The sequence below is a fragment of the Diaphorobacter sp. JS3051 genome (genome assembly GCF_015832135.1).
Classification (GTDB): domain Bacteria; phylum Pseudomonadota; class Gammaproteobacteria; order Burkholderiales; family Burkholderiaceae_C; genus Diaphorobacter; species Diaphorobacter nitroreducens.
The window spans coordinates 328,988-351,511 of sequence record NZ_CP065406.1 but is presented as its reverse complement, the minus strand read 5'-3'; the positions used below and the strand labels follow the sequence as shown (position 1 = coordinate 351,511).

Annotated in this window: 22 protein-coding genes and 1 pseudogene; 12 read left to right on the top strand and 11 right to left on the bottom strand. The window is 65.9% G+C overall.

Annotated elements, in window-relative coordinates:
• Positions 1 to 2: 2 nt before the first annotated feature.
• The gene (locus tag I3K84_RS01660; protein WP_011805941.1) at positions 3 to 434 is read right to left on the bottom strand and encodes a hypothetical protein; all 432 of its coding nucleotides are present in this window, start codon (positions 432 to 434) and stop codon (positions 3 to 5) included.
• A gap of 105 nt (positions 435 to 539) precedes the next feature.
• On the opposite strand from I3K84_RS01660, the pseudogene I3K84_RS01655 reads away from it, so the two are divergent.
• A pseudogene (locus tag I3K84_RS01655) lies at positions 540 to 1,359 on the top strand (helix-turn-helix domain-containing protein).
• Between the two features lie 219 nt (positions 1,360 to 1,578).
• Here I3K84_RS01655 and acnB read toward each other — a convergent pair.
• The 5 genes from acnB to I3K84_RS01630 form a co-directional block, all read right to left on the bottom strand.
• Positions 1,579 to 4,170 (bottom strand): bifunctional aconitate hydratase 2/2-methylisocitrate dehydratase, encoded by a 2,592-nt coding sequence (gene acnB, locus I3K84_RS01650; RefSeq protein WP_196995369.1) that lies wholly within the window; start codon positions 4,168 to 4,170, stop codon positions 1,579 to 1,581.
• Between the two features lie 114 nt (positions 4,171 to 4,284).
• On the bottom strand, positions 4,285 to 4,905 hold the full coding sequence (locus tag I3K84_RS01645; RefSeq protein ID WP_011805944.1) for a hypothetical protein: 621 nt from the start codon (positions 4,903 to 4,905) through the stop codon (positions 4,285 to 4,287).
• A 59-nt stretch (positions 4,906 to 4,964) separates the two neighbouring features.
• Complete coding sequence (locus I3K84_RS01640) at positions 4,965 to 5,975, bottom strand: CoA ester lyase (RefSeq protein WP_196995368.1); 1,011 nt, start codon at positions 5,973 to 5,975, stop codon at positions 4,965 to 4,967.
• Entirely contained in the window at positions 5,972 to 6,748 is a 777-nt protein-coding gene (tam, locus tag I3K84_RS01635; RefSeq protein ID WP_196995367.1) for a trans-aconitate 2-methyltransferase, read from the bottom strand. Before tam ends, I3K84_RS01640 begins: the two co-directional genes overlap by 4 nt.
• 12 nt (positions 6,749 to 6,760) lie before the next feature.
• Entirely contained in the window at positions 6,761 to 7,747 is a 987-nt protein-coding gene (locus I3K84_RS01630; RefSeq protein WP_041836045.1) for a malate dehydrogenase, read from the bottom strand.
• A gap of 201 nt (positions 7,748 to 7,948) precedes the next feature.
• On the opposite strand from I3K84_RS01630, the gene I3K84_RS01625 reads away from it, so the two are divergent.
• The 10 genes from I3K84_RS01625 to fghA all read left to right on the top strand — a co-directional run bounded on the left by I3K84_RS01625 (position 7,949) and on the right by fghA (position 16,637).
• Positions 7,949 to 8,737 carry a GntR family transcriptional regulator gene (locus I3K84_RS01625; protein WP_041836340.1) on the top strand — a complete coding sequence of 263 codons (789 nt, stop codon included), beginning with the start codon at positions 7,949 to 7,951 and terminating at the stop codon, positions 8,735 to 8,737.
• 139 nt (positions 8,738 to 8,876) lie between these two features.
• A complete protein-coding gene (sdhC, locus tag I3K84_RS01620; protein ID WP_011805949.1) occupies positions 8,877 to 9,311 on the top strand; it encodes a succinate dehydrogenase, cytochrome b556 subunit in 435 nt (144 codons plus the stop codon).
• A gap of 43 nt (positions 9,312 to 9,354) precedes the next feature.
• Positions 9,355 to 9,720, top strand: coding sequence for a succinate dehydrogenase, hydrophobic membrane anchor protein (gene sdhD / locus I3K84_RS01615; protein ID WP_011805950.1), 366 nt, complete (start codon positions 9,355 to 9,357; stop codon positions 9,718 to 9,720).
• Between the two features lie 22 nt (positions 9,721 to 9,742).
• On the top strand, positions 9,743 to 11,548 hold the full coding sequence (gene sdhA / locus I3K84_RS01610) for a succinate dehydrogenase flavoprotein subunit (protein ID WP_011805951.1): 1,806 nt from the start codon (positions 9,743 to 9,745) through the stop codon (positions 11,546 to 11,548).
• A gap of 30 nt (positions 11,549 to 11,578) precedes the next feature.
• Positions 11,579 to 12,283 (top strand): succinate dehydrogenase iron-sulfur subunit, encoded by a 705-nt coding sequence (locus I3K84_RS01605; RefSeq protein WP_011805952.1) that lies wholly within the window; start codon positions 11,579 to 11,581, stop codon positions 12,281 to 12,283.
• A gap of 5 nt (positions 12,284 to 12,288) precedes the next feature.
• Positions 12,289 to 12,561 (top strand): succinate dehydrogenase assembly factor 2, encoded by a 273-nt coding sequence (locus I3K84_RS01600; RefSeq protein WP_011805953.1) that lies wholly within the window; start codon positions 12,289 to 12,291, stop codon positions 12,559 to 12,561.
• A 42-nt stretch (positions 12,562 to 12,603) separates the two neighbouring features.
• Positions 12,604 to 13,914 carry a citrate synthase gene (locus I3K84_RS01595; protein WP_011805954.1) on the top strand — a complete coding sequence of 437 codons (1,311 nt, stop codon included), beginning with the start codon at positions 12,604 to 12,606 and terminating at the stop codon, positions 13,912 to 13,914.
• 314 nt (positions 13,915 to 14,228) lie between these two features.
• On the top strand, positions 14,229 to 14,495 hold the full coding sequence (locus I3K84_RS01590; RefSeq protein WP_015913705.1) for a metal/formaldehyde-sensitive transcriptional repressor: 267 nt from the start codon (positions 14,229 to 14,231) through the stop codon (positions 14,493 to 14,495).
• A gap of 35 nt (positions 14,496 to 14,530) precedes the next feature.
• Positions 14,531 to 15,646, top strand: a complete 1,116-nt coding sequence (locus I3K84_RS01585; RefSeq protein ID WP_196995366.1) for an S-(hydroxymethyl)glutathione dehydrogenase/class III alcohol dehydrogenase — start codon at positions 14,531 to 14,533, stop codon at positions 15,644 to 15,646.
• Between the two features lie 106 nt (positions 15,647 to 15,752).
• Positions 15,753 to 16,637: an S-formylglutathione hydrolase gene (gene fghA, locus I3K84_RS01580; protein ID WP_196995365.1), complete on the top strand. Its 885-nt coding sequence runs from the start codon at positions 15,753 to 15,755 to the stop codon at positions 16,635 to 16,637.
• Positions 16,638 to 16,827: 190 nt separating this feature from the next.
• Here fghA and I3K84_RS01575 read toward each other — a convergent pair whose 3' ends face one another.
• From I3K84_RS01575 to I3K84_RS01565, 3 genes are all read right to left on the bottom strand, one after another.
• The gene (locus tag I3K84_RS01575; RefSeq protein ID WP_196995364.1) at positions 16,828 to 17,127 is read right to left on the bottom strand and encodes a putative quinol monooxygenase; all 300 of its coding nucleotides are present in this window, start codon (positions 17,125 to 17,127) and stop codon (positions 16,828 to 16,830) included.
• A gap of 55 nt (positions 17,128 to 17,182) precedes the next feature.
• Positions 17,183 to 18,340, bottom strand: a complete 1,158-nt coding sequence (locus I3K84_RS01570) for a PA0069 family radical SAM protein (RefSeq protein WP_196995363.1) — start codon at positions 18,338 to 18,340, stop codon at positions 17,183 to 17,185.
• Positions 18,341 to 18,404: 64 nt separating this feature from the next.
• Positions 18,405 to 19,406 (bottom strand): IS1595-like element ISCsp2 family transposase, encoded by a 1,002-nt coding sequence (locus I3K84_RS01565; protein WP_011805635.1) that lies wholly within the window; start codon positions 19,404 to 19,406, stop codon positions 18,405 to 18,407.
• A 307-nt stretch (positions 19,407 to 19,713) separates the two neighbouring features.
• Here I3K84_RS01565 and rnk point away from each other — a divergent pair, with 307 nt between their 5' ends.
• Positions 19,714 to 20,121 (top strand): nucleoside diphosphate kinase regulator, encoded by a 408-nt coding sequence (gene rnk / locus I3K84_RS01560; protein WP_015913710.1) that lies wholly within the window; start codon positions 19,714 to 19,716, stop codon positions 20,119 to 20,121.
• A gap of 56 nt (positions 20,122 to 20,177) precedes the next feature.
• Here rnk and I3K84_RS01555 read toward each other — a convergent pair whose 3' ends face one another.
• On the bottom strand, positions 20,178 to 21,341 hold the full coding sequence (locus tag I3K84_RS01555; protein ID WP_196995362.1) for an acyltransferase: 1,164 nt from the start codon (positions 21,339 to 21,341) through the stop codon (positions 20,178 to 20,180).
• A gap of 186 nt (positions 21,342 to 21,527) precedes the next feature.
• Positions 21,528 to 22,484 (bottom strand): nitronate monooxygenase family protein, encoded by a 957-nt coding sequence (locus I3K84_RS01550; protein ID WP_011805963.1) that lies wholly within the window; start codon positions 22,482 to 22,484, stop codon positions 21,528 to 21,530.
• Positions 22,485 to 22,524 lie beyond the last annotated feature (40 nt).

The window sequence follows — 22,524 nt, the reverse complement described above, 5'->3', positions numbered from 1 at the left end:
CGTCAGGAGACTGCCGCGCGCACGCCCTGCACCGCCACGCGTGCGCGGCGCAGCGCCATCCACTGCAGTTCCGCCAGGGCCAGCACGGCCACCGCCTGCACGGCCACATAGGCCTGGCCCCAGCCGCCGGTCACCCACGTCGTGCCCCACAGCACCACTGCGCTGGCCAGCACCCACAGGAAATTGCCCGCCACCAGCAGCGCCAGCGCGCCGCCGGCTGCCTCGCGCCGCAGGGCCAGCGACCCGGCCAGCAGCACGAAAGGCAGCAGCAGCCAGCCGCTGGCCAACAGCAACCGTGGCGACATGCCCAGCCATTCAGCCAGCGGGGCTGCCGCCGCCAGGTGCAGCGCCGCCATGCCGGCGCCTGCGGCGGCATCGGCCCAGAGCACGCGGCGCAGGCCGCCGGGGGACGTGAAAGCATCGATGAAGGCCATGGTGTGATCTCCTGAGGGGTTGAACATGGCCTGCATCGTCGGCACGCGGCGGCTGCGCGTCCATGACCTGGCAGGTCATGCCCACGCCGCGCGGCCGACCCTACCATGCAGGCCATGCACCACGCTCCCGCCCTATCGACACCCGCGCCTTTTGGAGAACGCCTGCGCCACTGGCGCCAGCGCCGGCGCTTGAGCCAACTGGACCTGGCGCACGCGGCCGAGGTGTCTACGCGCCACCTGAGCTGCGTGGAAACGGGCCGCGCCAGCCCCAGCCGCGACATGGTGCTGCGCGCCTGGCCCATCGCCTGGACGTGCCCCTGCGCGAGCGCAACGCGCTGCTGGTGGCCGCGGGCTATGCCCCGATGTACCGCGAACGCCCGCTCGATGCGCCCGAGATGGCCGACGCGCGCGCGCGGCGGTGCAGCGCATCCTGGACTGCCACGAACCCTGGCCGGCGCTGGCGATGGACCGGCACTGGAACCTGCTCATGGCCAACCGCATCGTGCCCCTGCTGCTGTCCGGCGTGGACGCCGAGCTGCTGCAGCCGCCCGTGAACGTGCTGCGCCTCAGCCTGCACCCGGGGGGCCTGGCACCGCGCATCGCCAACCTGGCGCAATGGCGCGCGCACCTGCTGGAGCGGTTGCGCCAGCAGATCCACGAGAGCAGCGACCCGGTGCTGGCCGCCCTGCTGCAGGAACTGCAGGCCTACCCTTTGCCGCCTGCCAGCCCGCCGCTGCCGGGCGAGCACCTGGGCGTGCTCATGCCGTTCGAGTTCCGCACGCCGGCCGGCACGCTCCAGCTGGTGAGCACCACCACGGTGTTCGGCTCGCCCGTCGACGTGACGCTGCAGGAGCTGGCGCTGGAAACGTTCTTCCCCGCCGACGACGCCAGCGCCGCCGCACTGCGCGCGCTGGCCGCGGCCTGAACGGCACCGTCTCCCGGGTCGTGACCACGGTCTCGGCGTGCGACATCCCCCGACGCGCGGCACACGCGGCGCGAGCATTTAAGTGAAAATGGCCGCTAACGCAGCACCAGCAAGCGCCAGCAGCTATTAATTAATGAGCAAAAGAAAACCCCCGCCAGGCATGCGCCCTGCGGGGGTTGACGGGAGGGGCCGCGCCGCGGCCCGGGCCTCAGCCGGCGATCAGGCCGTCACGCCCTTGGCGACCTCTGCATATTCCTCGATCTGGTCGAAGTTCATGTAGCGGTACACGCTGGCCTTGTCGGCATCGATCACGCCCATTTCCTGGAGGTATTCCTCCTTCGTGGGCAGCTTGCCCAGGCGCGAGGCGATGGCGGCCAGCTCGGCCGAGCCCAGGAACACGTTGGTGTTCTTGCCCAGGCGGTTGGGGAAGTTGCGGGTGGAGGTAGAGATCACCGTCGCACCTTCACGCACTTGGGCCTGGTTGCCCATGCACAGCGAGCAGCCGGGCATTTCGGTACGCGCACCAGCCGTGCCGAAGGCGGCGTAGTGGCCTTCCTTGATCAGCTCGCTCTGGTCCATCTTGGTGGGCGGTGCCACCCACAGCTTGACGGGAATGTCGCGCTGGCCGCCCAGCAGCTTGGCTGCGGCGCGGAAGTGACCGATGTTGGTCATGCACGAGCCGATGAAGGCTTCGTCGATCTTGGTGCCAGCCACTTCGGACAGGAACTTGGCATCGTCCGGGTCGTTCGGGCAGCAAACGATGGGCTCCTTGATGTCGGCCAGATCGATCTCGATCACGGCGGCGTACTCGGCGTCCTTGTCGGCTTCGAGCAGATTCGGGTTGGCCAGCCAGGCTTCGACCTTCTCGATGCGGCGCTGCAGCGTCTTCGCGTCCTGGTAGCCATCGGCGATCATGTTCTTCATGAGCACGACGTTGGAGCGCAGGTACTCAGCGATCGGCTCGGGGTTGAGCTTGATCGTGCAGCCGGCGGCGGAACGCTCGGCCGAGGCGTCGGACAGCTCGAAGGCTTGCTCCACCTTCAGGTCCGGCAGGCCCTCGATTTCGAGGATCTTGCCCGAGAAGATGTTCTTCTTGCCGGCCTTGGCCACGGTCAGCAGGCCCGCCTTGATGGCGTACAGCGGGATCGCGTGCACCAGGTCGCGCAGCGTCACGCCGGGCTGCATCTCACCCTTGAAGCGCACCAGCACCGACTCGGGCATGTCCAGCGGCATCACGCCGGTGGCAGCGCCGAAAGCCACGAGGCCGGAGCCTGCGGGGAAGGAGATGCCGATGGGGAAGCGGGTGTGCGAGTCACCGCCGGTGCCCACTGTGTCGGGCAGCAGCAGGCGGTTGAGCCAGCTGTGGATCACGCCGTCGCCGGGGCGCAGGGACACGCCGCCGCGGCTGCTGATGAAGGCTGGTAGTTCGCGGTGGGTCTTCACGTCCACCGGCTTCGGGTACGCAGCGGTGTGGCAGAAGGACTGCATCACGAGGTCGGCCGAGAAGCCCAGGCAGGCCAGATCCTTCAGCTCATCGCGCGTCATCGGGCCGGTGGTGTCCTGCGAACCCACGGTGGTCATCTTCGGCTCGCAATACGTGCCGGGACGGATACCCTGGCCTTCGGGCAGGCCGCAGGCACGGCCGACCATCTTCTGCGCCAGCGTGAAGCCGGCCTTGGATTCAGCCGGCGCCTTGGGCAGGCGGAACACGGTCGATGCGGGCAAGCCCAGGGCCTCGCGCGCCTTGGCGGTGAGCGAGCGGCCAATGATCAGGTTGATACGGCCACCGGCCTGCACTTCGTCCAGCAACACGTCGGACTTGAGCGCAAACTCGGCCACGGTCTCGCCGTTCTTCACGATCTTGCCGTCGTAGGGCAGCACATCGATCACGTCGCCCATCTCCAGCTTGGAAACGTCCACTTCGATCGGCAGAGCGCCAGAGTCTTCCTGCGTGTTGAAGAAGATGGGAGCGATCTTGCCGCCCAGCGTCACGCCACCAAAGCGCTTGTTGGGCACGAAGGGAATGTCCACGCCCGTGCCCCAGATGATGGAGTTGGTGGCGGACTTGCGCGACGAGCCGGTACCCACCACGTCACCCACGTAGGCGACCAGATGGCCCTTCTTCTTCAGGTCCTCGATGAACTGCATCGGGCCGCGCTTGCCGTCTTCCTCGGGCTTGAACGCCGCGTCAGGACGCGTGTTCTTGAGCATGGCCAGGTAGTGCAGCGGAATGTCGGGGCGGCTCCAGGCATCGGGTGCGGGCGACAGGTCGTCGGTGTTGGTCTCGCCGGGCACCTTGAACACGGTGACGGTGATCTTTTGCTCGACCTTGGGGCGGCTGGTGAACCACTCGGCATTGGCCCAGCTTTGCATGACCTCCTGGGCCTTGGCGTTGCCGGCCTTGGCCTTGGCGGCCACGTCGTTGAAGAAGTCGAACATCAGCAGCGTCTTCTTCAGCGCTTCGGCAGCCACGGAAGCGACTTCGGCGTCGTCCAGCAGCTCGATCAGAGGGTGCACGTTGTAGCCACCCACCATGGTGCCCAACAGCTCGGTGGCCTTGGCCTTGGAAATCAGGCCGACCGTGATGTCGCCATGGGCGACGGCCGCGAGGAAGGACGCCTTGACCTTGGCTGCGTCGTCCACCCCCGGCGGCACGCGGTGGGTCAGCAGGTCCACCAGGAAAGCCTCCTCGCCAGCGGGCGGGTTCTTGATCAGCTCGATCAGTTCGGCCGTCTGCTTGGCATCGAGCGGCAGCGGCGGGATGCCCAATGCAGCGCGCTCGGCCACATGGTCGCGGTAGGCTTTCAACATGTATTCTTTCTCCGGGATAGTCTAGGTTTTCAAAGTGGGGCGACAACCGGCCGGCCACACTGGCGCACACGGCAGGCGTGCACTGCGTGGCCCCGCCGGCAGGCGGCTCTAGGTTTACTTGGCGGCCGGGTTGTCCAGCAGGCTTTGCGGCGGGTTCTTCTTGATGGCCTCGGCCACCACCACCTGCTGCGGGCTCATGCATTCGTCAGCCATGCGCTGGCCCAGCTTCTGGTTCATGAGCATGGATTTGTTGGCGATCTGCACCCACACGGCGCCCGCGCGCTGGTCTTCCAGGCGCACCGCGCCGGTGGTGGTGGCCACCGGGGCCATGTGGTACTTGAAGCCCTTGCCTTCCACATGGAAGCGCCCGGGCGACTGCGTATCGGCCTCGATGCTCACGAACGCGCCCAGTTCGCACGCCATGCGGCCCGTGTACACGCGCTCGGCGATCTGCAGTTCTTCGGGAGTGAGCGCCGCCTCGGCCGCAGCCAGGCCCGACGCCACCTGCACGGCACCGCTGTGCAGGCGCGTGCGGCTGCTGGTGGGCGATGCCTTGGCGACGGTGTCGCTCTTCTTCTCGGCCTTGGGCTTGGTCGCCTTGGCGGAGGTGCTCTTCGCCGCAGGCTTGGCGCTGCTCTTCTTGGCCTCGGCGGGGGCGGCGGGCTTGGTCGCCGTCTGCGCCGTGGTGAGGGCGGGCGCCAACAGTATCAATGCGGAAGCGATGAGGGTCTTCATGGTGACTCCTGCGGGGAAAGAATGAATGGAAGGCAGATGGGGCGACAAGAATACCCGTATCAGGTGGACGTGGTCTCAGCCTTGGCAAACCAGCCCTGCGCCTCGGCGGGCAGCATGCGGCCGGTCTGGTGTGCACGCTCGAGCACCTGCCAGAAATAGCGGTAGCTTGCGCGGTCGTGCAGTACGCCCTCCTCGCTGATGGGAGCCCAGTCAGCCTGGATGGCGGCAGAAATGATGCGGCTGGCCCGCGCGATTTCCGCACCTTCCGGTGCGAAAGCCGCCAGGATGGGCCGGATCTGCGCGGGGTGGATGCTCCACATGCGCGTGTAGCCGAACTGGCGCGCAGCCCTGCCGGCCGCGGCCTGCATGGCGTCGGGATCGCTGAATTCAGTAACCACGCAGTGCGATGGCACCTTGCCATTGGCATGGCAGGCGGCGGAGATCTCCAGCTTGGCACGCACGACGAGCGGATGCTCGAACTGCCCGGTGGACGTCATGCCCGAGGCGGGAATCGCACCGCCATGGGCGGAAACGAAGTCCATCAGGCCGAAGCTCAGGCTCTGGATGCGCGGGTGCGCGGCGATCTCGAAGGCCCGGTGCACGGCAGCGGGGGACTCGATAAGGGCGTGCAGCGGCAGATGGCTGGCGCCTGCGGCCTCCAGCGCTCGCTCGGCTGCGAGCACGTCGTCCACGGTTTCCACCTTGGGCAGCATGATGTGGCACAGGTGTTGCCCCGCCTCACCGGCGATGATGGCCATGTCCTGCGCGAAGGCGGGGTGGTCGACCGTGTGCACACGTGCCGCCACGCGCGCGCCGGCTCCGGCTTCGCGCGCCAGGCGTGCCACCAGCATGGCGTGCTCGCGCTCCTGCCCCACGGGCGCGCCGTCCTCGCAGTCGAGCGTCACGTCAAACACGCAATGGCCAAACTCGGCAAGCAGCTCCTGCTGCAGTTGCAGGCTCTTGCGCATGCGCACTTCCACGCCGCTGTAGTGGTCGCACACGGGGATCGCATGGGCGCCCGCCTGAGCGCCCAGCAGGACTTCAGCGGGATGGGCAGCGGACGAGGTCATGGGGCACGCTGGGCAACAATGAACAAACGGGGAAAGGCGAACAGCCGATGGCCGTCCGCGCGCTCGGTATAGGCCTCGCCAATGCGCTGCGTGTAGGCCTGAAGATACGCATCCCGCAACACGGCGGGGAGCGGATCAAGGAAGGGTTTCAGGCCTGTGGACTCCAGCCACTCAACGATAGCCTGGACCGAAGGCATGACATGGCGGTACGCGGTGTGCCAGATATCGACCCGGCAGGCCATGGGCGCGAGAAGGTCGTAATAAGCCTCCACCGACAACAGTGCCGCGCGCTGGTCCGCGGCATGCGCCAGCTGATCACGCCACGCAGACTGGCTCGCCAGCTCGCGCATGAGCTGGTGCGACGGCTGGTCCAGGTTGTCGGGCATCTGCACCGCCAGGACACCGCCGGGTGCCAGGCAGCGCATCAACCGGGCGAACAGCCCGGCATGCCCTGCCACCCACTGCAGGGAGGCGTTGGCAAAAATCAAATCGGGCGCCACGGTGGGCGCCCAGTCGGCAATGTCGGCCTGCACGAAGGGCACACCGGGCAAACGCTTGCGCGCACTGGCCAGCATCGCTTCGGAGTTGTCCAGACCGATGAGTTGCGACTGCGGGAACCGCTCCAGCAGCAATTGCGTGGAATTGCCATTCCCGCAGCCCAAGTCCACGATGTGGCGGGGTGCGGGATGGGAGACCCGCGCCAGCAACTCGACAGCCGGGCGTGTGTGCTCGCTCTCGAAGCGCTGGTAGAGCGCGGGATCCCAGTCGTGCATGGAGATGCGCGATTACAGCAGGTGCTTGACGCCGTCCTGCTCACCTTGCAGCTCGGCCAGAGTCTTGTCGATGCACTCTTGCGAGAAAGCGTCGATGGGCAAGCCTTCGACGATCTTGTACTCGCCGTTCTCGGTGGTGACCGGGAAGCCGAACACGATACCGGCGGGAATGCCGTATTCGCCGTTGGAGGGCACACCCATCGTCACCCACTCGCCCTTGGAGCCCAGGGCCCAATCGCGCATGTGGTCAATGGCGGCGTTGGCGGCAGACGCAGCCGAGGACAGGCCACGAGCGGCGATGATGGCTGCGCCGCGCTTGCCGACGGTGGGCAGGAACACATCCTTGTACCAGGCAGGGTCGTTGATGGCGTCCTTCACGGACTTGCCGTCCACCGTGGCGAAACGGTAGTCGGCGTACATCGTGGGCGAATGGTTGCCCCACACCGTTAGCTTCTTGATGTCGCCCACCTTGAAGCCACCCTTGGCCGCCAGTTGGGAAGCTGCACGGTTGTGATCCAGGCGCAGCATGGCCGTGAAGTTCTTGGCCGGCAGGTCGGGGGCCGACTTCATGGCGATGTAGGCGTTGGTATTGGCGGGGTTGCCCACCACCAGCACCTTCACGTTGCGCGAGGCCACGGCGTTCAGGGCCTTGCCCTGGGCCGTGAAGATCTGGGCATTGGCAGCCAGCAGGTCGGCACGCTCCATGCCGGGGCCGCGCGGACGGGCGCCGACCAGCAGGGCGTAGTCGGTATCCTTGAAGGCGGTCATGGGGTCCGAGTGGGCTTCGATGCCGGCCAACAGCGGGAACGCGCAGTCCTCCAATTCCATGATCACGCCCTTGAGCGCGTTCTGGGCCTTCTCGTCGGGAATTTCCAGCAGTTGCAGGATGACGGGCTGGTCCTTGCCCAGCATTTCGCCGGAAGCGATGCGGAACAGCAGCGCGTAACCGATTTGGCCTGCAGCGCCGGTCACGGCGACACGAACGGGTTTCTTGCTCATGCGAAAACTCCAGAAAGAGGTGTGAGGGAGGTGGTGTTGGTGCAAGGTCGCACCAGCGCCAGTCATCAGCAGCCCGTGCCCCGCAGAACAGCCCAGGAGTTTACCGCCGATTACTGCGCAGGGTCAATTTGTCTTATGTCTTATATAAGATATGATCGCCCTCAATTCAGCGGCATGCTCCGCCCCCCGGCACAGCCCACCATGTCCTCCTCGCCCCCTCCGACCTCAGAAGGCACGCCCCCAGGCGCGGGTGCGGGGGCATCGACTCCCGCATTCAGCCCCCTGTACCAGCAGATCAAGGGGCTCATCCTGCACAGCCTGCAGCATGGTGAATGGAAGCCCGGTGAAGCCATCCCCAGCGAAATGGAACTGGCTGCGCGCTTTCGCGTGAGCCAGGGCACGGTGCGCAAGGCCATCGACGAGCTGGCAGCCGAAAACCTCGTGATGCGCCGCCAGGGCAAAGGCACCTTCGTGGCCACCCACGCAGAGCGGCAGGTGCAGTACCGCTTCCTGAAACTGCTGCCTGACACGGGAGACGCCCGCGTGGAAGGCCCGGCGCAGCGCACCATCCTGGAGTGCCGGCGCATGCGCGCCAGTGCGGAGATCGCACGCACGCTGGCGCTGCGGACCGGAGATGTGGTGGTGCAGGTCAAGCGCATCCTGTCGTTTGTGGGCGTGCCCACCATCCTGGAGGACATCTGGCTGCCCGGCCAGGCGTTCAAAGGCCTGACCGCCGAGCAGATGGCCGGCTACCAGGGCCCCACCTATGCCATGTTCGAGCTGGACTTCGGCGTGCGCATGGTGCGCGCCGAGGAGAAGCTGCGCGCCGTGCTGCCGGACGCCGCCCAGGCCGAAGGGCTGGGCGTCCCCCCCGGCACCCCGCTGCTCAGCGTGGAGCGGCTTGCTTACACATATAACGATGTTCCCATGGAGTTACGTCGAGGCCTGTACCGGACCGATACCCACCACTACCACAACGAACTGAGCTGATCCACCGCAGCCCGCATGCAAACGCCCGCGGGGAGAATACGCAGTCTCCGCAGCCCCCTGGTGTTGCATTGCAATAGAATTTTGGGTTGTCTGCCTTCAGCGCGATTACAACGCAGTTACATCCACGAAAGCACCCGCCATGACAGAGCTCGCCAAGAAACGGCCCGAATACCGCAACATCAACATCTTCAACGACGTGAGGACCTACCGCCTGCCGGCCGCGGGCTGGGTCTCCATCCTGCATCGCGCGAGCGGCATGATCATGTTCCTGCTGCTGCCCTTCGTGCTGTGGATGTTCGACACCTCGGTGTCCTCGGAGATTTCGTTCGGCCGCTTCACCTCCGCGTTCACCGCGGGCCTGGGTTTCGTGCCGGGCTGGTTCGTCAAGCTGGTGGCGCTGGCCCTGATCTGGGCCTACCTGCACCACTTCATCGCCGGCCTGCGCCACCTGTGGATGGACGTGAGCCACGAGGCCGTCAGCAAGGAGTTCGGCAAGAGCTCCGCCATCGTGACGCTGGTGCTGAGCATCGGCCTCACGCTGGTGCTGGGCGCCAAGCTGTTCGGCCTGTACTGATCCCGCGCGGATCGCTCTCCCCACCCACGATAAGGAACTCCCCATGTCCGTGAATTACGGCTCCAAGCGCACCGTGGTCGGTGCCCACTACGGCATCCGCGACTGGCTGGCCCAGCGCGTGACCGCCGCCCTCATGGCCCTGTTCACCATCGCACTGCTGGCGCAGGTGATCTTCAGCAAGGGCCCCATCGGCTACGACCGCTGGGCCGGCATTTTCTCGACCCAGTGGATGAAGGTGCTCACGTTCTCCGTCATCGTGGCCCTGGTCTGGCACGTCTGGGTCGGCGTGCGCGACGTGTGGATGGACTACGTGAAGTCCGCCGGGCTGCGCCTGCTGCTGCAGGTCTTCACCATCGTCTGGCTGGTGGCCTGCGCCGGCTGGGGCTTCCAGACTCTGTGGCGTCTCTGATTCCCGCGATTGAAAGAAAACAATGAGCTACACCAAAGCCAACATCACCAAGCGCAAGTTCGACGTGGTCATCGTGGGGGCCGGCGGCTCCGGCATGCGCGCCTCGCTGGAACTGTCGCGCGCGGGCCTGAACGTGGCCTGCCTGTCCAAGGTCTTCCCCACCCGCTCGCACACCGTGGCAGCGCAAGGCGGCGTGTCCGCATCGCTGGGCAACATGAGCGAAGACAACTGGCACTACCATTTCTACGACACCATCAAGGGCGGCGACTGGCTGTCCGACCAGGACGCCGTCGAGTTCATGTGCCGCGAAGCACCCAAGGTGGTGATCGAGCTCGAGCATTTCGGCATGCCGTTCGACCGCAACCCCGACGGCACCATCTACCAGCGCCCCTTTGGCGGCCACACGGCCAACTACGGTGAGAAGCCCGTGCAGCGCGCCTGCGCCGCGGCCGACCGTACCGGCCACGCCATGCTGCACACGCTGTACCAGAAGAACGTCGAATCCAAGACCAACTTCTTCGTGGAATGGATGGCGCTGGACCTGATCCGCGACGCTGAGGGCGACGTGGTCGGCGTAACCGCGCTGGAACTGGAAACCGGCGACCTGTACGAACTGCACGCCAAGGCCGTGCTGCTGGCCACAGGCGGCGCTGGCCGCATCTTTGCGGCATCGACCAACGCCTTCATCAACACCGGCGACGGCCTGGGCATGGCCGCACGCGCGGGCATCCCGCTGCAGGACCTGGAGTTCTGGCAGTTCCACCCCACCGGCGTGGCCGGCGCGGGCGTGCTGCTGACCGAAGGCTGCCGCGGCGAAGGCGCCATCCTGCTGAACAGCAATGGTGAGCGTTTCATGGAGCGTTACGCGCCCACCTTGAAGGACCTGGCACCGCGCGACTTCGTGTCCCGCTCGATGGACCAGGAGATCAAGGAAGGCCGTGGCTGCGGTCCCAACAAGGACTACATCCTGATGAAGCTCGACCACCTGGGCGCTGACACCATCCGCAAGCGCCTGCCGTCTGTGGAAGAGATCGGCCACAACTTCGCCAACGTGGACATCACCAAGGAACCGATCCCCGTCGTGCCCACCATCCACTACCAGATGGGCGGCATTCCGACCAATATCCACGGCCAGGTGGTCACCTGGGACGGCGAGAAGAACAACGTGGTCAATGGCCTGTACGCCGTCGGCGAATGCGCCGCGGTGTCGGTACACGGCGCCAACCGCCTGGGCACGAACTCGCTGCTCGACCTGCTGGTGTTCGGCAAGTCGGCCGGCAAGCACATCGTGCAATTCGTTGGGGGCTACGGCGAGCACAAGGCCGTGCCGGCCGATGGCAGCGACCGCACCCTGGCGCGCCTGAACCAGTTGGAAGAATCCAAGGACGGCGTCTACGCCCAGGACCTGGCCAACGACATCCGCCAGACCATGCAGCAGCACGCCGGCGTGTTCCGCACGCAAAAGGGCATGGACGAAGGCGTGGTCAAGATCAACGCCATCCGCGAGCGCGTGGGCACCGTGACCCTGAAGGACAAGTCCAAGGTCTGGAACACCGCACGCATGGAAGCGCTGGAAGTGGACAACCTGATCGAGGTCGCCCAGGCCACGATGACCTCGGCCGCGGCCCGCCAGGAGTGCCGTGGCGCACACACCGTGGACGACTACGAGCATCCTGCCGACCATCCCGACTTCCCGTTGGGCCGCAATGACAAGGAGTGGCTCAAGCACACGCTGTGGCACAGCGCCAGCAACAGCCTGAGCTACAAGCCCGTGAACATGAAGCCCCTGACGGTGGACAGCATTCCTCCGAAGGTCCGCACGTTCTAAGACAGCCGCTGCCCACGAGAGAAACAACCCATGAAACGCACTTTCAAGATCTACCGCTACGACCCGGACAAGGACGCCAAGCCCTACATGCAGACCGTGGAGGTCGAGCTCGACGGCCACGAACGCATGCTGCTGGATGCATTGCTCAAGCTCAAGGCACAGGATCCCACGCTGTCGTTCCGCCGCTCCTGCCGCGAAGGCGTGTGCGGCTCCGACGCCATGAACATCAACGGCAAGAACGGCCTGGCCTGCCTGACGAACATGAAGACCCTCTCGGGCGACATCGTCTTGAAGCCCCTGCCCGGCCTGCCGGTGATCCGCGACCTGATCGTGGACATGACGCAGTTTTTCAAGCAGTACCACTCGATCAAGCCCTACCTGCAAAGCGACATCTACGCGTCGCCCACCAAGGAGCGCCTGCAGTCGCCCGAAGAGCGTGAAGAGCTCAACGGCCTGTACGAGTGCATTCTGTGCGCCAGCTGCTCCACGAGCTGCCCCTCGTTCTGGTGGAACCCCGACAAGTTCGTGGGTCCCGCCGGCCTGCTGCAGGCCTACCGCTTCATCGCGGACAGCCGCGACACGGCCACGGGCGAGCGCCTGGACAACCTGGAAGACCCCTACCGCCTGTTCCGCTGCCATACCATCATGAACTGCGTGGACGTGTGCCCCAAGCACCTGAACCCCACGCGCGCGATTGGCAAGATCAAGGAATTGATGGCACGCCGTGCCATCTGAGAACCATGGCTGACGAAGCGCTGCTGGACGAACGCGAAGTGGCCATCCTGCGGTGGCGCTGCCGCCGCGGGCTGGTGGAGAACGACCTGTTTCTCGAGCGGTTCTTCGAAACCCACGGCTCCTGCCTGACGATCCGTCAGGCGCGAGGACTCACGCTACTGATGGACTTGTCGGACAACGACCTGCTGGACCTGCTGCTGCGCCGCAAGGAACCCACGGGCGAAGTCGCTAAGGACGAAGTCAAGGAAGTGCTGGAGCAGTTGCGCAACCGCGCTTAAGCCCCAGCCCCGTGCAAGGCAAACAACAGAAGGAAACTGGAAATGAAACTGGCAGACAACAAAGCGACGCTATCGTTCAGCAACGGCAGCCCGAGCGTGGAACTCCCCGTGTACCAAGGCAGCATCGGCCCGGACGTGGTCGACATCCGCAAGCTGTACGCGCAAACGGGCATGTTCACCTATGACCCCGGTTTCCTTTCCACGGCCTCCTGCCAGTCGTCCATCACCTACATCGACGGCGACAAGGGCGAGCTGCTGTACCGCGGCTACCCCATCGAGCAGCTCGCCACCCAGTGCGACTACCTCGAAACCTGCTACCTGCTGCTGAATGGCGAGCTGCCCAACGCCGCGCAGAAGGCCACGTTCAACGACCGCGTGACCAAGCACACCATGGTCAACGAGCAGATGCAGTTCTTCCTGCGCGGTTTCCGCCGCGACGCACACCCCATGGCCGTGCTGACCGGCCTGGTGGGCGCGCTGTCGGCCTTCTACCACGACAGCACGGACATCAATAACCCCGAGCACCGCGAGATCTCCGCCATTCGCCTGATCGCCAAGATGCCCACGCTGGTGGCCATGGCGTACAAGTACGGCAAGGGCGAGCCCTACATGTACCCCCGCAACGACCTCTCGTACGCAGGCAACTTCCTGCGCATGATGTTCGGCACGCCCTGCGAGGACTACAAGGTCAACCCCGTGATCGAACGCGCGATGGACCGCATCTTCATCCTGCACGCCGACCACGAGCAGAACGCCTCCACCTCCACGGTGCGCCTGTGCGGCTCCTCGGGCACCAACCCGTTCGCCGCCATCGCTGCCGGCGTGGCATGCCTGTGGGGCCCTGCCCACGGCGGCGCCAACGAGGCCTGCCTGAACATGCTGGAAGAAATCCAGGCCATGGGCGGCGTGTCCAAGGTGGGCGAGTTCATGGAGAAGGTCAAGGACAAGTCCTCCGGCGTGAAGCTGATGGGCTTTGGCCACCGCGTGTACAAGAACTACGACCCCCGCGCCAAGCTGATGCAGGAAACCTGCAACGAAGTGCTGGCCGAGCTGGGCCTGGAAAAGGACCCGCTGTTCGCCCTGGCCAAGCAGCTGGAGAAGATCGCCCTGGAGGACGACTACTTCGTGCAGCGCAAGCTCTACCCGAACGTGGACTTCTACTCCGGCATCGTGCAGCGCGCGATCGGCATCCCGGTCAACCTGTTCACCGGCATCTTCGCGCTGGCCCGTACCGTGGGCTGGATCGCCCAGCTCAACGAGATGATCGGCGACCCCGAGTACAAGATCGGCCGCCCCCGCCAGCTGTTCGTGGGCGCCGAGCGCCGCGACGTTCCAGCCCTCAACAAGCGCTGATCAAGCAGCGCCGCCTGCCGCGAAGGCAGGCGTGCCCCGCCCTCAGCCCGCACGCACCTGTTGCCTGCGGGCTTTTTTGCGTCCGGGCCTTTTTGCTGCGCACAACGGGAAGCGTGCTGCAGCCCGCGGTCAACCGCTGCGCCGCCAATGCCCGCGCGACACGCCGATCGGGCGCATCCACCTATACCCCCTCCCAGTAATAGGTATTTAATACCCGCCAGCGCTTTATCCTAAAGCGCCATCGATTTATACTTCCCCCTAGTACAAGACACATAGCAACACGTCCCGGCACAACGCCCGCCCATCCAACCGCCATGCCCCATACCGCCGAAGACAAGCAACGCGCCATCACACGCCTGCGCCGCATCCGCGGCCAGGCCGAGGCGCTGGAGCGCGCCGTCCAGGCGGGCAGCGACTGCGCGCCCATCCTGCAGCAACTGGCCGCCCTGCGCGGCGCCGTGCATGGGCTGATGGCCGACATGCTGGACAGCCATGTGCGCGAAACCCTGGCGCAAGAGCCCGCCCCCTCGCCCGAGGCCGTGGACGAGACGCTGGCCCTGCTGCGCTCGTACCTGAAGTAACGTTCCCCCACCCTTTCACCACAAGGAGCCCTCCCATGAAATCCCGTGCCGCCGTCGCCTTCAAAGCTGGTGAACCCCTGCAGATCGTCGAACTCGACGTGGCCCCGCCCCGCAAGGGCGAAGTACTGGTCAAGATCACCCACACCGGCGTATGCCACACCGATGCCTTCACGCTCAGCGGCGACGACCCCGAGGGCATCTTCCCCGCCGTGCTGGGCCATGAGGGCGCGGGCGTCGTGGTGGAGGTGGGCGAAGGCGTCACCAGCGTCAAGCCGGGCGACCATGTGATTCCGCTGTACACCGCCGAATGCGGCGAATGCCTGTTCTGCAAGAGCGGCAAGACCAACCTGTGCGTGGCCGTGCGCGCCACGCAGGGCAAGGGCGTAATGCCCGACGGCACCACGCGCTTCTCGTACAACGGCCAGCCCGTGTACCACTACATGGGCTGCTCCACGTTCAGCGAATACACCGTGGTGGCCGAGGTGTCGCTGGCCAAGGTTCACCCCGATGCCAACCCCGAGCAGGTCTGCCTGCTGGGCTGCGGCGTGACCACCGGGCTGGGCGCGGTCAAGAATACCGCCAAGGTGCAGCCGGGCGACAGCGTGGCCGTGTTCGGCCTGGGCGGCATCGGCCTGGCGGTGATCCAGGGCGCCCGACTGGCCGGCGCGGGCCGCATCATCGCCATCGACACCAACCCGGGCAAGTTCGACCTGGCACGCACCTTCGGCGCCACCGACTGCGTGAACCCCAAGGACTTCGACAAGCCCATCCAGCAGGTGATCGTGGAGATGACTGGCTGGGGTGTGGACCACAGCTTCGAGTGCATTGGCAACGTCAACGTGATGCGTGCGGCGCTGGAATGCGCACACCGCGGCTGGGGTCAGAGCGTGATCATCGGCGTGGCCGGTGCGGGGCAGGAGATCAGCACCCGCCCGTTCCAGCTCGTCACGGGCCGCAAGTGGCTGGGCACGGCCTTCGGCGGCGTCAAGGGCCGCAGCGAACTGCCCGGCATGGTGGAGGACGCCATGGCCGGCAAGATCCAGCTCGCCCCGTTCGTCACCCACACCATGGGCCTCACGGACATCAATCAGGCGTTCGACCTGATGCACGAGGGCAAGTCGATCCGCTCGGTGGTGAACTACGCTGCATAAAAACAGGAGCGCTTGGCGCTTGATGCGCAAGGGATTCCAGTACTTTTATTACTGAATCCCGCCCATACCAAGCGCCAGCAGCTACTTAAAAAGGAGCAACACGCCCATGTCCGACACCCTGGAACAACTCTCGGCCCACGCCTGCTTTGGCGGCGAGCAACGCTTTTACCGCCATGCATCGCACGCAGTGGGTCTGCCGATGCGCTTCGCCGTCTACCTGCCGCCCCGTGCGCTGGCAGCCGAGAGTGCGGATGGAAAGGTCCCCGCGCTGCTCTACCTTGCGGGCCTGACCTGCACCGAGGAGACCTTCCCCACCAAGGCCGGCGCCCAGCGCCTGGCGGCAGAGCTGGGCCTGGCCCTCATCACCCCCGACACCAGCCCGCGCGGCGCGGGCGTGGCGGGCGAGGCCGACGCCTGGGACTTCGGCGTGGGCGCGGGCTTCTATTTGGACGCCACGCAACCCCCCTGGTCCACGCACTGGCGCATGGAAAGCTACCTGCTGGAAGAACTGCTGCCGCTTGTCACCAACGCCCTGCCCATCGACGGTGCCCGGCTGGGCCTGTTTGGCCACAGCATGGGCGGCCATGGCGCGCTGACGCTGGCACTGCGCCACCCGGGCCGGTTCAAGAGCCTGTCGGCCTTCGCACCCATCTGCGCCCCCACGCGCTGCCCCTGGGGCGAGAAGGCATTCACCGGCTACCTGGGCCCGGACCGCTCCTCCTGGGGAGAGCACGACGCCACCGTGCTCATGGAGAACCAGCCCCTCGCGCCCTACCCCGGCGGCATCCTCATCGACCAGGGGCTGGACGACAAATTCCTGGCCGATCAATTGCACCCGCACCTGTTCGAGGCGGCCTGCAGCGCCATCGGCCAGCCGCTCACGCTGCGCCGCCACGCGGGCTATGACCACGGCTACTACTTCATCCAGAGCTTCATCGACGACCACCTGCGCCACCACGCGCAGCAGTTGGGCGCGCCTGAGGCAGTGTGAACGAACCGCCCGGCTCTCTCGTTCAGCCCCACCTGTCCGCGCGCCGTTGCGGATGCCCGCTACAGCCCGCACGAGGGGTGCGCCTTGCGCCGCGACTGGCCGCGATTGGCCGCGTTTCTGCCGCCCTTTCGCGGTGACCCGAGCCGCCCGAGGTCATGCGCCGTCTGACACCCGGCGCCCGCCAAACCGCTCACACTGGGCGGGGCGCACCCACCGCGTAAGCGCGCAGGTCACGCCCGCCGATGCCCAGCGCCGACCACAGAGCGCGCCACTGCGCAATGTGGGCACTGGCGAAGTGCCGGTCCAGGTCGTCCTGGCTGTGCCACAGCTCATGCACGTGGATCAGCCCGGCGTCCAGCACATCCTGCGCATACGCATATTCGATGCAGCCCGGTTCGGCCCGTGAGGCCTGCACCATCGCCCGCATGGCCGGCAGCGCGGCGGCCAGCCCGTCCGCCGGCAGGCGAATGGTTCCTACGATCAACAGCATTCAGCACTCCCTCCCCACAGCAAAGCGCCCATGCTAGCCGCGGCGCGCACCGCGCTCAGAACAGCACGCCCTGCCCGCGCGCCAGCGCCGGGCGGTACTGCGACAGGTCCAGTTCCGTGCGCTGGCGGTTCAGGCCCAGGCGCGCACAGGTCTTCTCGAAGCGCTGGCGCAGCAGGTCGGCCCACAGGCCCGAGCCCTTCATGCGCGTGGCGTGGCTGCTGTCGTAGCTCTTGCCCGCGATACGCGCGGTTGCGTCGATGCCGTGCAGATCCTGAATGCGCGCCAGCACGCGTTCGGCACGCTGCGGGTAGTGCAGTTGCAGCCACTCGCGCATCAGGGCATTGAGTTCCCACGGCAGGCGGATCACCGTGTAGAAGGCCGAGGTGGCGCCCGCATCGCGCGCAGCGGCCAGCACCTGCTCCATGTCCTCCGTGATGAAAGGAATCTGCGGCGCCACGCTCACGCCGACGGGCACGCCGGCTTCGGCCAGCGCGCGGATGGTGCGCAGCCGCCGGTGCGGCGCGGCCGCGCGCGGCTCCAGCACGCGGGCCAGGCGCGCATCCAGCGTGGTGATGGTCACGTAGGCCGCCGCCAGCCGGCTGTGCGCCAGCGGAGCCAGCAGGTCCAGGTCACGTTCCACGCCGCTGCTCTTGGTGATCAGCGAGAACGGGTGTCGCGCATCGCGCATCACCTCGATCAGCGCGCGCGTGAGGCGCAGCTCACGCTCCACCGGCTGGTAGCAGTCGGTGGCGGAGCCGATGTTGACCACCGAAGGCCGATGGCTGGCGCGCGCCAACTCGTCCCGCAGCACCTCGGCGATATTGCGCTTGGCGATGATGCGGGTCTCGAAGTCCAGCCCCGGCGACAGGTTGAGGTAGCTGTGCGTGGGCCGTGCGTAGCAGTACACACAGCCATGCTCGCAGCCGCGGTAAGGGTTCACCGATTGCTCGAAGAAAATGTCGGGCGAATCATTGCCGCACAGCGCGCTGCGCGCGTCTTCCCAGATCACCTGGGTCAGCGGCGCGGCGGGCGCGGCACTTTCGTCGCCCGTCACACCCTCCGCCGGCCCGCCCCAGCCGTCGTCAAACGCCTCGCGCACATCGCGCATAAAGCGGTGGGCCATACGCGTGGCCGTACCCCGCCCCTTGAGCGGCTGCACGGGCGCCCATACGACAGGAGACGGGGAAGGTGCGGGGTCGTCTTCGGAATGCATTGAATAACTGTATGAATAAAAGGGGTATCTATTTAGCTCCAGCAGCCCCATTGATACTGTGATTTCATCCAGCAATGGTATCCGATTGGCTCTCCCCGGTGTTCTTGCTCACGACATCCCCATACGTCACTGGCGGCGTAACCACCGCTTGCTGCAGCAAGCGGTAAAACAGCATCCCGCGTGAGCTGGATGTGCGCCGGTTGAAACGGAACACGAATTCATCGAGATAGGCGTCCAGGTGGTCTGGCTGTACAGAGCCATGATGTGTTCCCAGCACCCAGCGCTGTACCAGTGAGGCGACCCGGTGCACTCCCGCCATGGAGACATGGGCAGGTACGCCTGAGCCGAGCATGACGGTGCGCTGGTGGGTGTAACCCAGTTCTCCCAGAGCGCGGTATGCCGCCGAACCATCCGTGCGTACCTGGGCTCCAGGCTCGACCACCTCCTGCACAAAGGGGATTACGTGGGTGGCGGCGTCTCGGTCAATGCGGCGTAACCGGATGCGCCCAAACCCCTTGGGCTCCACGATCTCCACCGCCATGACCATCAACACTTTGGTGGTGCTGCTCTTGCGCCCTGCAGGGGTGGCGGGATTCTTGCGATCCGTGATGGACAGGTACGTTTCATCCACCTCCACAAGCCCCTTGAGCTTGTCCCGGCCCGGGCGGACCATGGCACGTCGAAACCGGTGCAGCATGGTCCAGGCGGTCTGGTAGCTCCCCAAACCCAATACGCGCTGCAGCCCCAGGGCGCTCACGCCTTGTTTCTGATTGGTCAGGTACCAAGCTGCAGCCAGCCAGACACGCAGCGGTGTGCGCGTCTTGTCAAAGATGGTTCCAGATGTCACTGTGCCTTGGTACTGGCATGAGCGGCACATCAGGCGGGTGCGGCTGGCGCGGTACACATCGCCAGCGTTGCCGCAACGCGGGCAGACGAAGCCTTGGGGCCACCGAAGCTTCTCCAGGAACGCCTGGCAAGCCTCTTCGGTGGCAAACCAGTCAAGAAATTCGTTCCAGGTGCGGGGGTAGTCCCCTCCAGGAGTTGGCGTTAGCATCTGGGTTTCCATCCAGCTATTCTCACGTCACTGGAGCTAAATAGATACCCCTTATGAATAAACAGTTATTCTGGCAATATCCAAAGGCCTACGCCATTTGCCGGAGGGCTGCAAGCGCAGCGCAATTCGCACTGCGCGCGTGTGAGATCGCTTGGCAAACGCGGCACCAGGCCGCACAATCCACCACTTCCGCACCAAATTGGTGCTTTTTTTGAGAACATGCCTCGGCCCGGACAACCCCGTTGCCCGGGCTTTTGTCCGTTTGAGCGCGGCTGCCCGGCAGACGCGCTTTCACTATCGTTTACAAGGGAATCACACCATGCAGCGCAAGCCCCACATCATCCTGTCGTCCCTGGACCTGGAGCGCATCGAAGCCCTGCTGGAAAAACAAACCGCGCCCTTTCCTGGCCGCGAGGCACTGGAGGCCGAGCTGGACCGCGCCGACGTGTTCGATCCCAAGGACATGCCCCCCAACGTGGTGACCATGAATTCCACCGTGCGCTTCACGCTGCTGGAAACCGGCAAGACGAACACGCTGACGCTGGTCTACCCGAAGGAGATGGACGGCTCGGGCGACAAGGTGTCGGTGTTCGCACCCGTCGGCATCGCACTGCTGGGCCTGGGCGTGGGCGACGAATTCCAGATGCCCAGTCCCACCGGCCAGGTCACCGTGCGCGTGGACGCCATTGATTTCCAACCCGAGAACGCGGGTGAACTGCATCGCTGAGCGCGATCGCACCACCCAAGACCCGAGGCAGCCATGACTGGCTGCCTTTTTTTTCGTCAGCGCAGGCCTGCCATGAGCGCGGTGGTCAGCAGGCCGGTTCCCACGAGTCCGGCCTGCCAGCGCAGCGCAGATTGCCATGTGGGAACGTGGCGCTCCACACGCTCGTACAGCAGGTGTCCCGCGGCGATCGACAGCACGAAAGCGATGCCCATGCCCGCCATCGCCGCGGCTACTGACTGCGGCCAGAAGTAGCTTTCCACCGCGTTGACGAGCACGCACACCGCAAAGTGCACGAGGAATACCGAATACGAGATCTGCCCCAGCCGGCTGAGCGGTGCCCAGCCTTGCCAGCGCTGCATGGCCAGGCTGCGCATGGCCACCACCAGCAGCAGCGCAGTCACGCCGGCCAGCGCAATGCGGGGGCGCCACTCCAGTGCCAGCGCAGCCACCACCAGCGCCGCGATCAGCAGCGCCCAGCTCCAGGCTCCCAGCGCGCGGGGCGACTGCACGGCCCAGTAGGCCAGCATGCCAAGGCCATAGGCGCCGAAGAAATACACCGCCCAGACGTCCCAATTGGCGTCGCGGTTGAAGTACAGCAGCGAGGCGGCGACGCCCGTCGCCACGAGTACCTGCGCGCCGCTCAGGGCCCAGGGCCAGTAGCGGGACATACCACGCGCGCGCAGCGCCACCGCCGCGCGTGATACGCCAGCCAGGACCAGCGTGGTGAGGGCGAACAGCTGAAAGTCGATGGCCACGTACCACACGCCGGCCGACAGCGACTCCTCGTCCAGCACGCTTTGCAGCAGCAACGCATGCGCAAGCAACTGGCCCAGGTCCGGCACGTCGGACACCGAGGCGTGGTCGAACCACGGTTGCACGGCCGCCTGCACGACGATGGCGATCACCAGCGCCACCGCGTAGGGCACCACCAGGCGCACGAAGCGCCGTGCGATGCGCTGGGCAGGGTCGGTAAAGCGCGCCAGCCCCTGCGGCGCCAGACTGGCCGCTGCCAGGAATCCCCCCAGCACCAGAAACACCTGCACCGCCATGCGCGCGTATTCGTAGAGCCAGTCGATCAATCCCGGAACCGCTTGGCGCGCCACGTCGGACATGGGCCCGTAGAACGCCAGGTGGTGCCAGACGATGGCGGCGCAGGCCAGGCCTTTGGTGCAGTCGATCAACGCACTGCGGGAGGCATGAGACGGGGTGTGCTGGGACATTCAAAACAGGAACCCCGTGCCGGCAACAAGCCTGCGACGGGGGTTCACGGTAATCGGGCAAGCCCGAGATTTTGCGCCTTTTGCGCTGATGCTGCTGACCGCTACACAGCGCACGCGCATCAACAAAAACGGCGCCCCTGGGGCGCCGTTGGGCCAACGGGGCTACGTGGCAGCCCCGCGCGGGCATCAGCCCAGGGCCAGGCGCTCGCGCGCTTGCTGGTATTCGCGGCGCAGGCGCGCGACGAGTTCAGCCGTCGAAGTGACCTCGGTGATGCTGCCGATGCCCTGGCCGCAGCCCCAGATGTCCTTCCATGCCTTCTTGGCGTCGCCACCGAAGTTCATCTTGCTCGGATCGGACTCCGGTAGGTTGTCGGGGTCCAGGCCTGCCGCGCGGATCGACGGCGCCAGGTAGTTGCCGTGCACACCCGTGAACAGATTGCTGTAGACGATGTCGTCGGAGTTGCCCTCGACGATGGCCTGCTTGTACGCATCGATGGCGCGCGCCTCGTGCGTGGCGATGAAGGCCGAGCCGATATAGGCGAAGTCCGCGCCCATGGCCTGCGCGGCCAGGATGGCGCCGCCCGAGGCGATGGAGCCCGACAGCGCGAGCGGACCGTCAAACCATTGGCGGATTTCCTGGATCAGCGCAAACGGGCTCTTCACCCCTGCGTGGCCCCCCGCGCCCGCCGCCACGGCGATGAGGCCGTCGGCCCCCTTTTCGATGGCCTTGTGCGCGAACTTGTTGTTGATGATGTCGTGCAGCACGATGCCGCCCCAGCTGTGCACGGCCTGGTTCACGTCCTCGCGCGCGCCCAGGCTGGTGATGACGATCGGCACCTTGTACTTGGCGCAGACCTGCATGTCGTGCTCCAGCCGGTCGTTGCTCTTGTGCACGATCTGGTTGATGGCGAACGGAGCGGAGGGCGACTCGGGATGCGCCTTGTCCCACGCCGCCAGCGTCTCGGTGATCTCGGCGAGCCAGTCGTCGAGTTGCTCCGCCGGCCGTGCGTTGAGCGCAGGCATGGAGCCCACGATGCCGGCCTTGCACTGCTCGATCACGAGCTGAGGGTTGCTGATGATGAACAGCGGCGAGCCGATGACGGGCAGCGAGGGTTTCTGCAACGCTGGGGGCAGTTTGGACATTCGGACGGTCTCCATAATAAAAATGGGCTGTAGCGCTTTA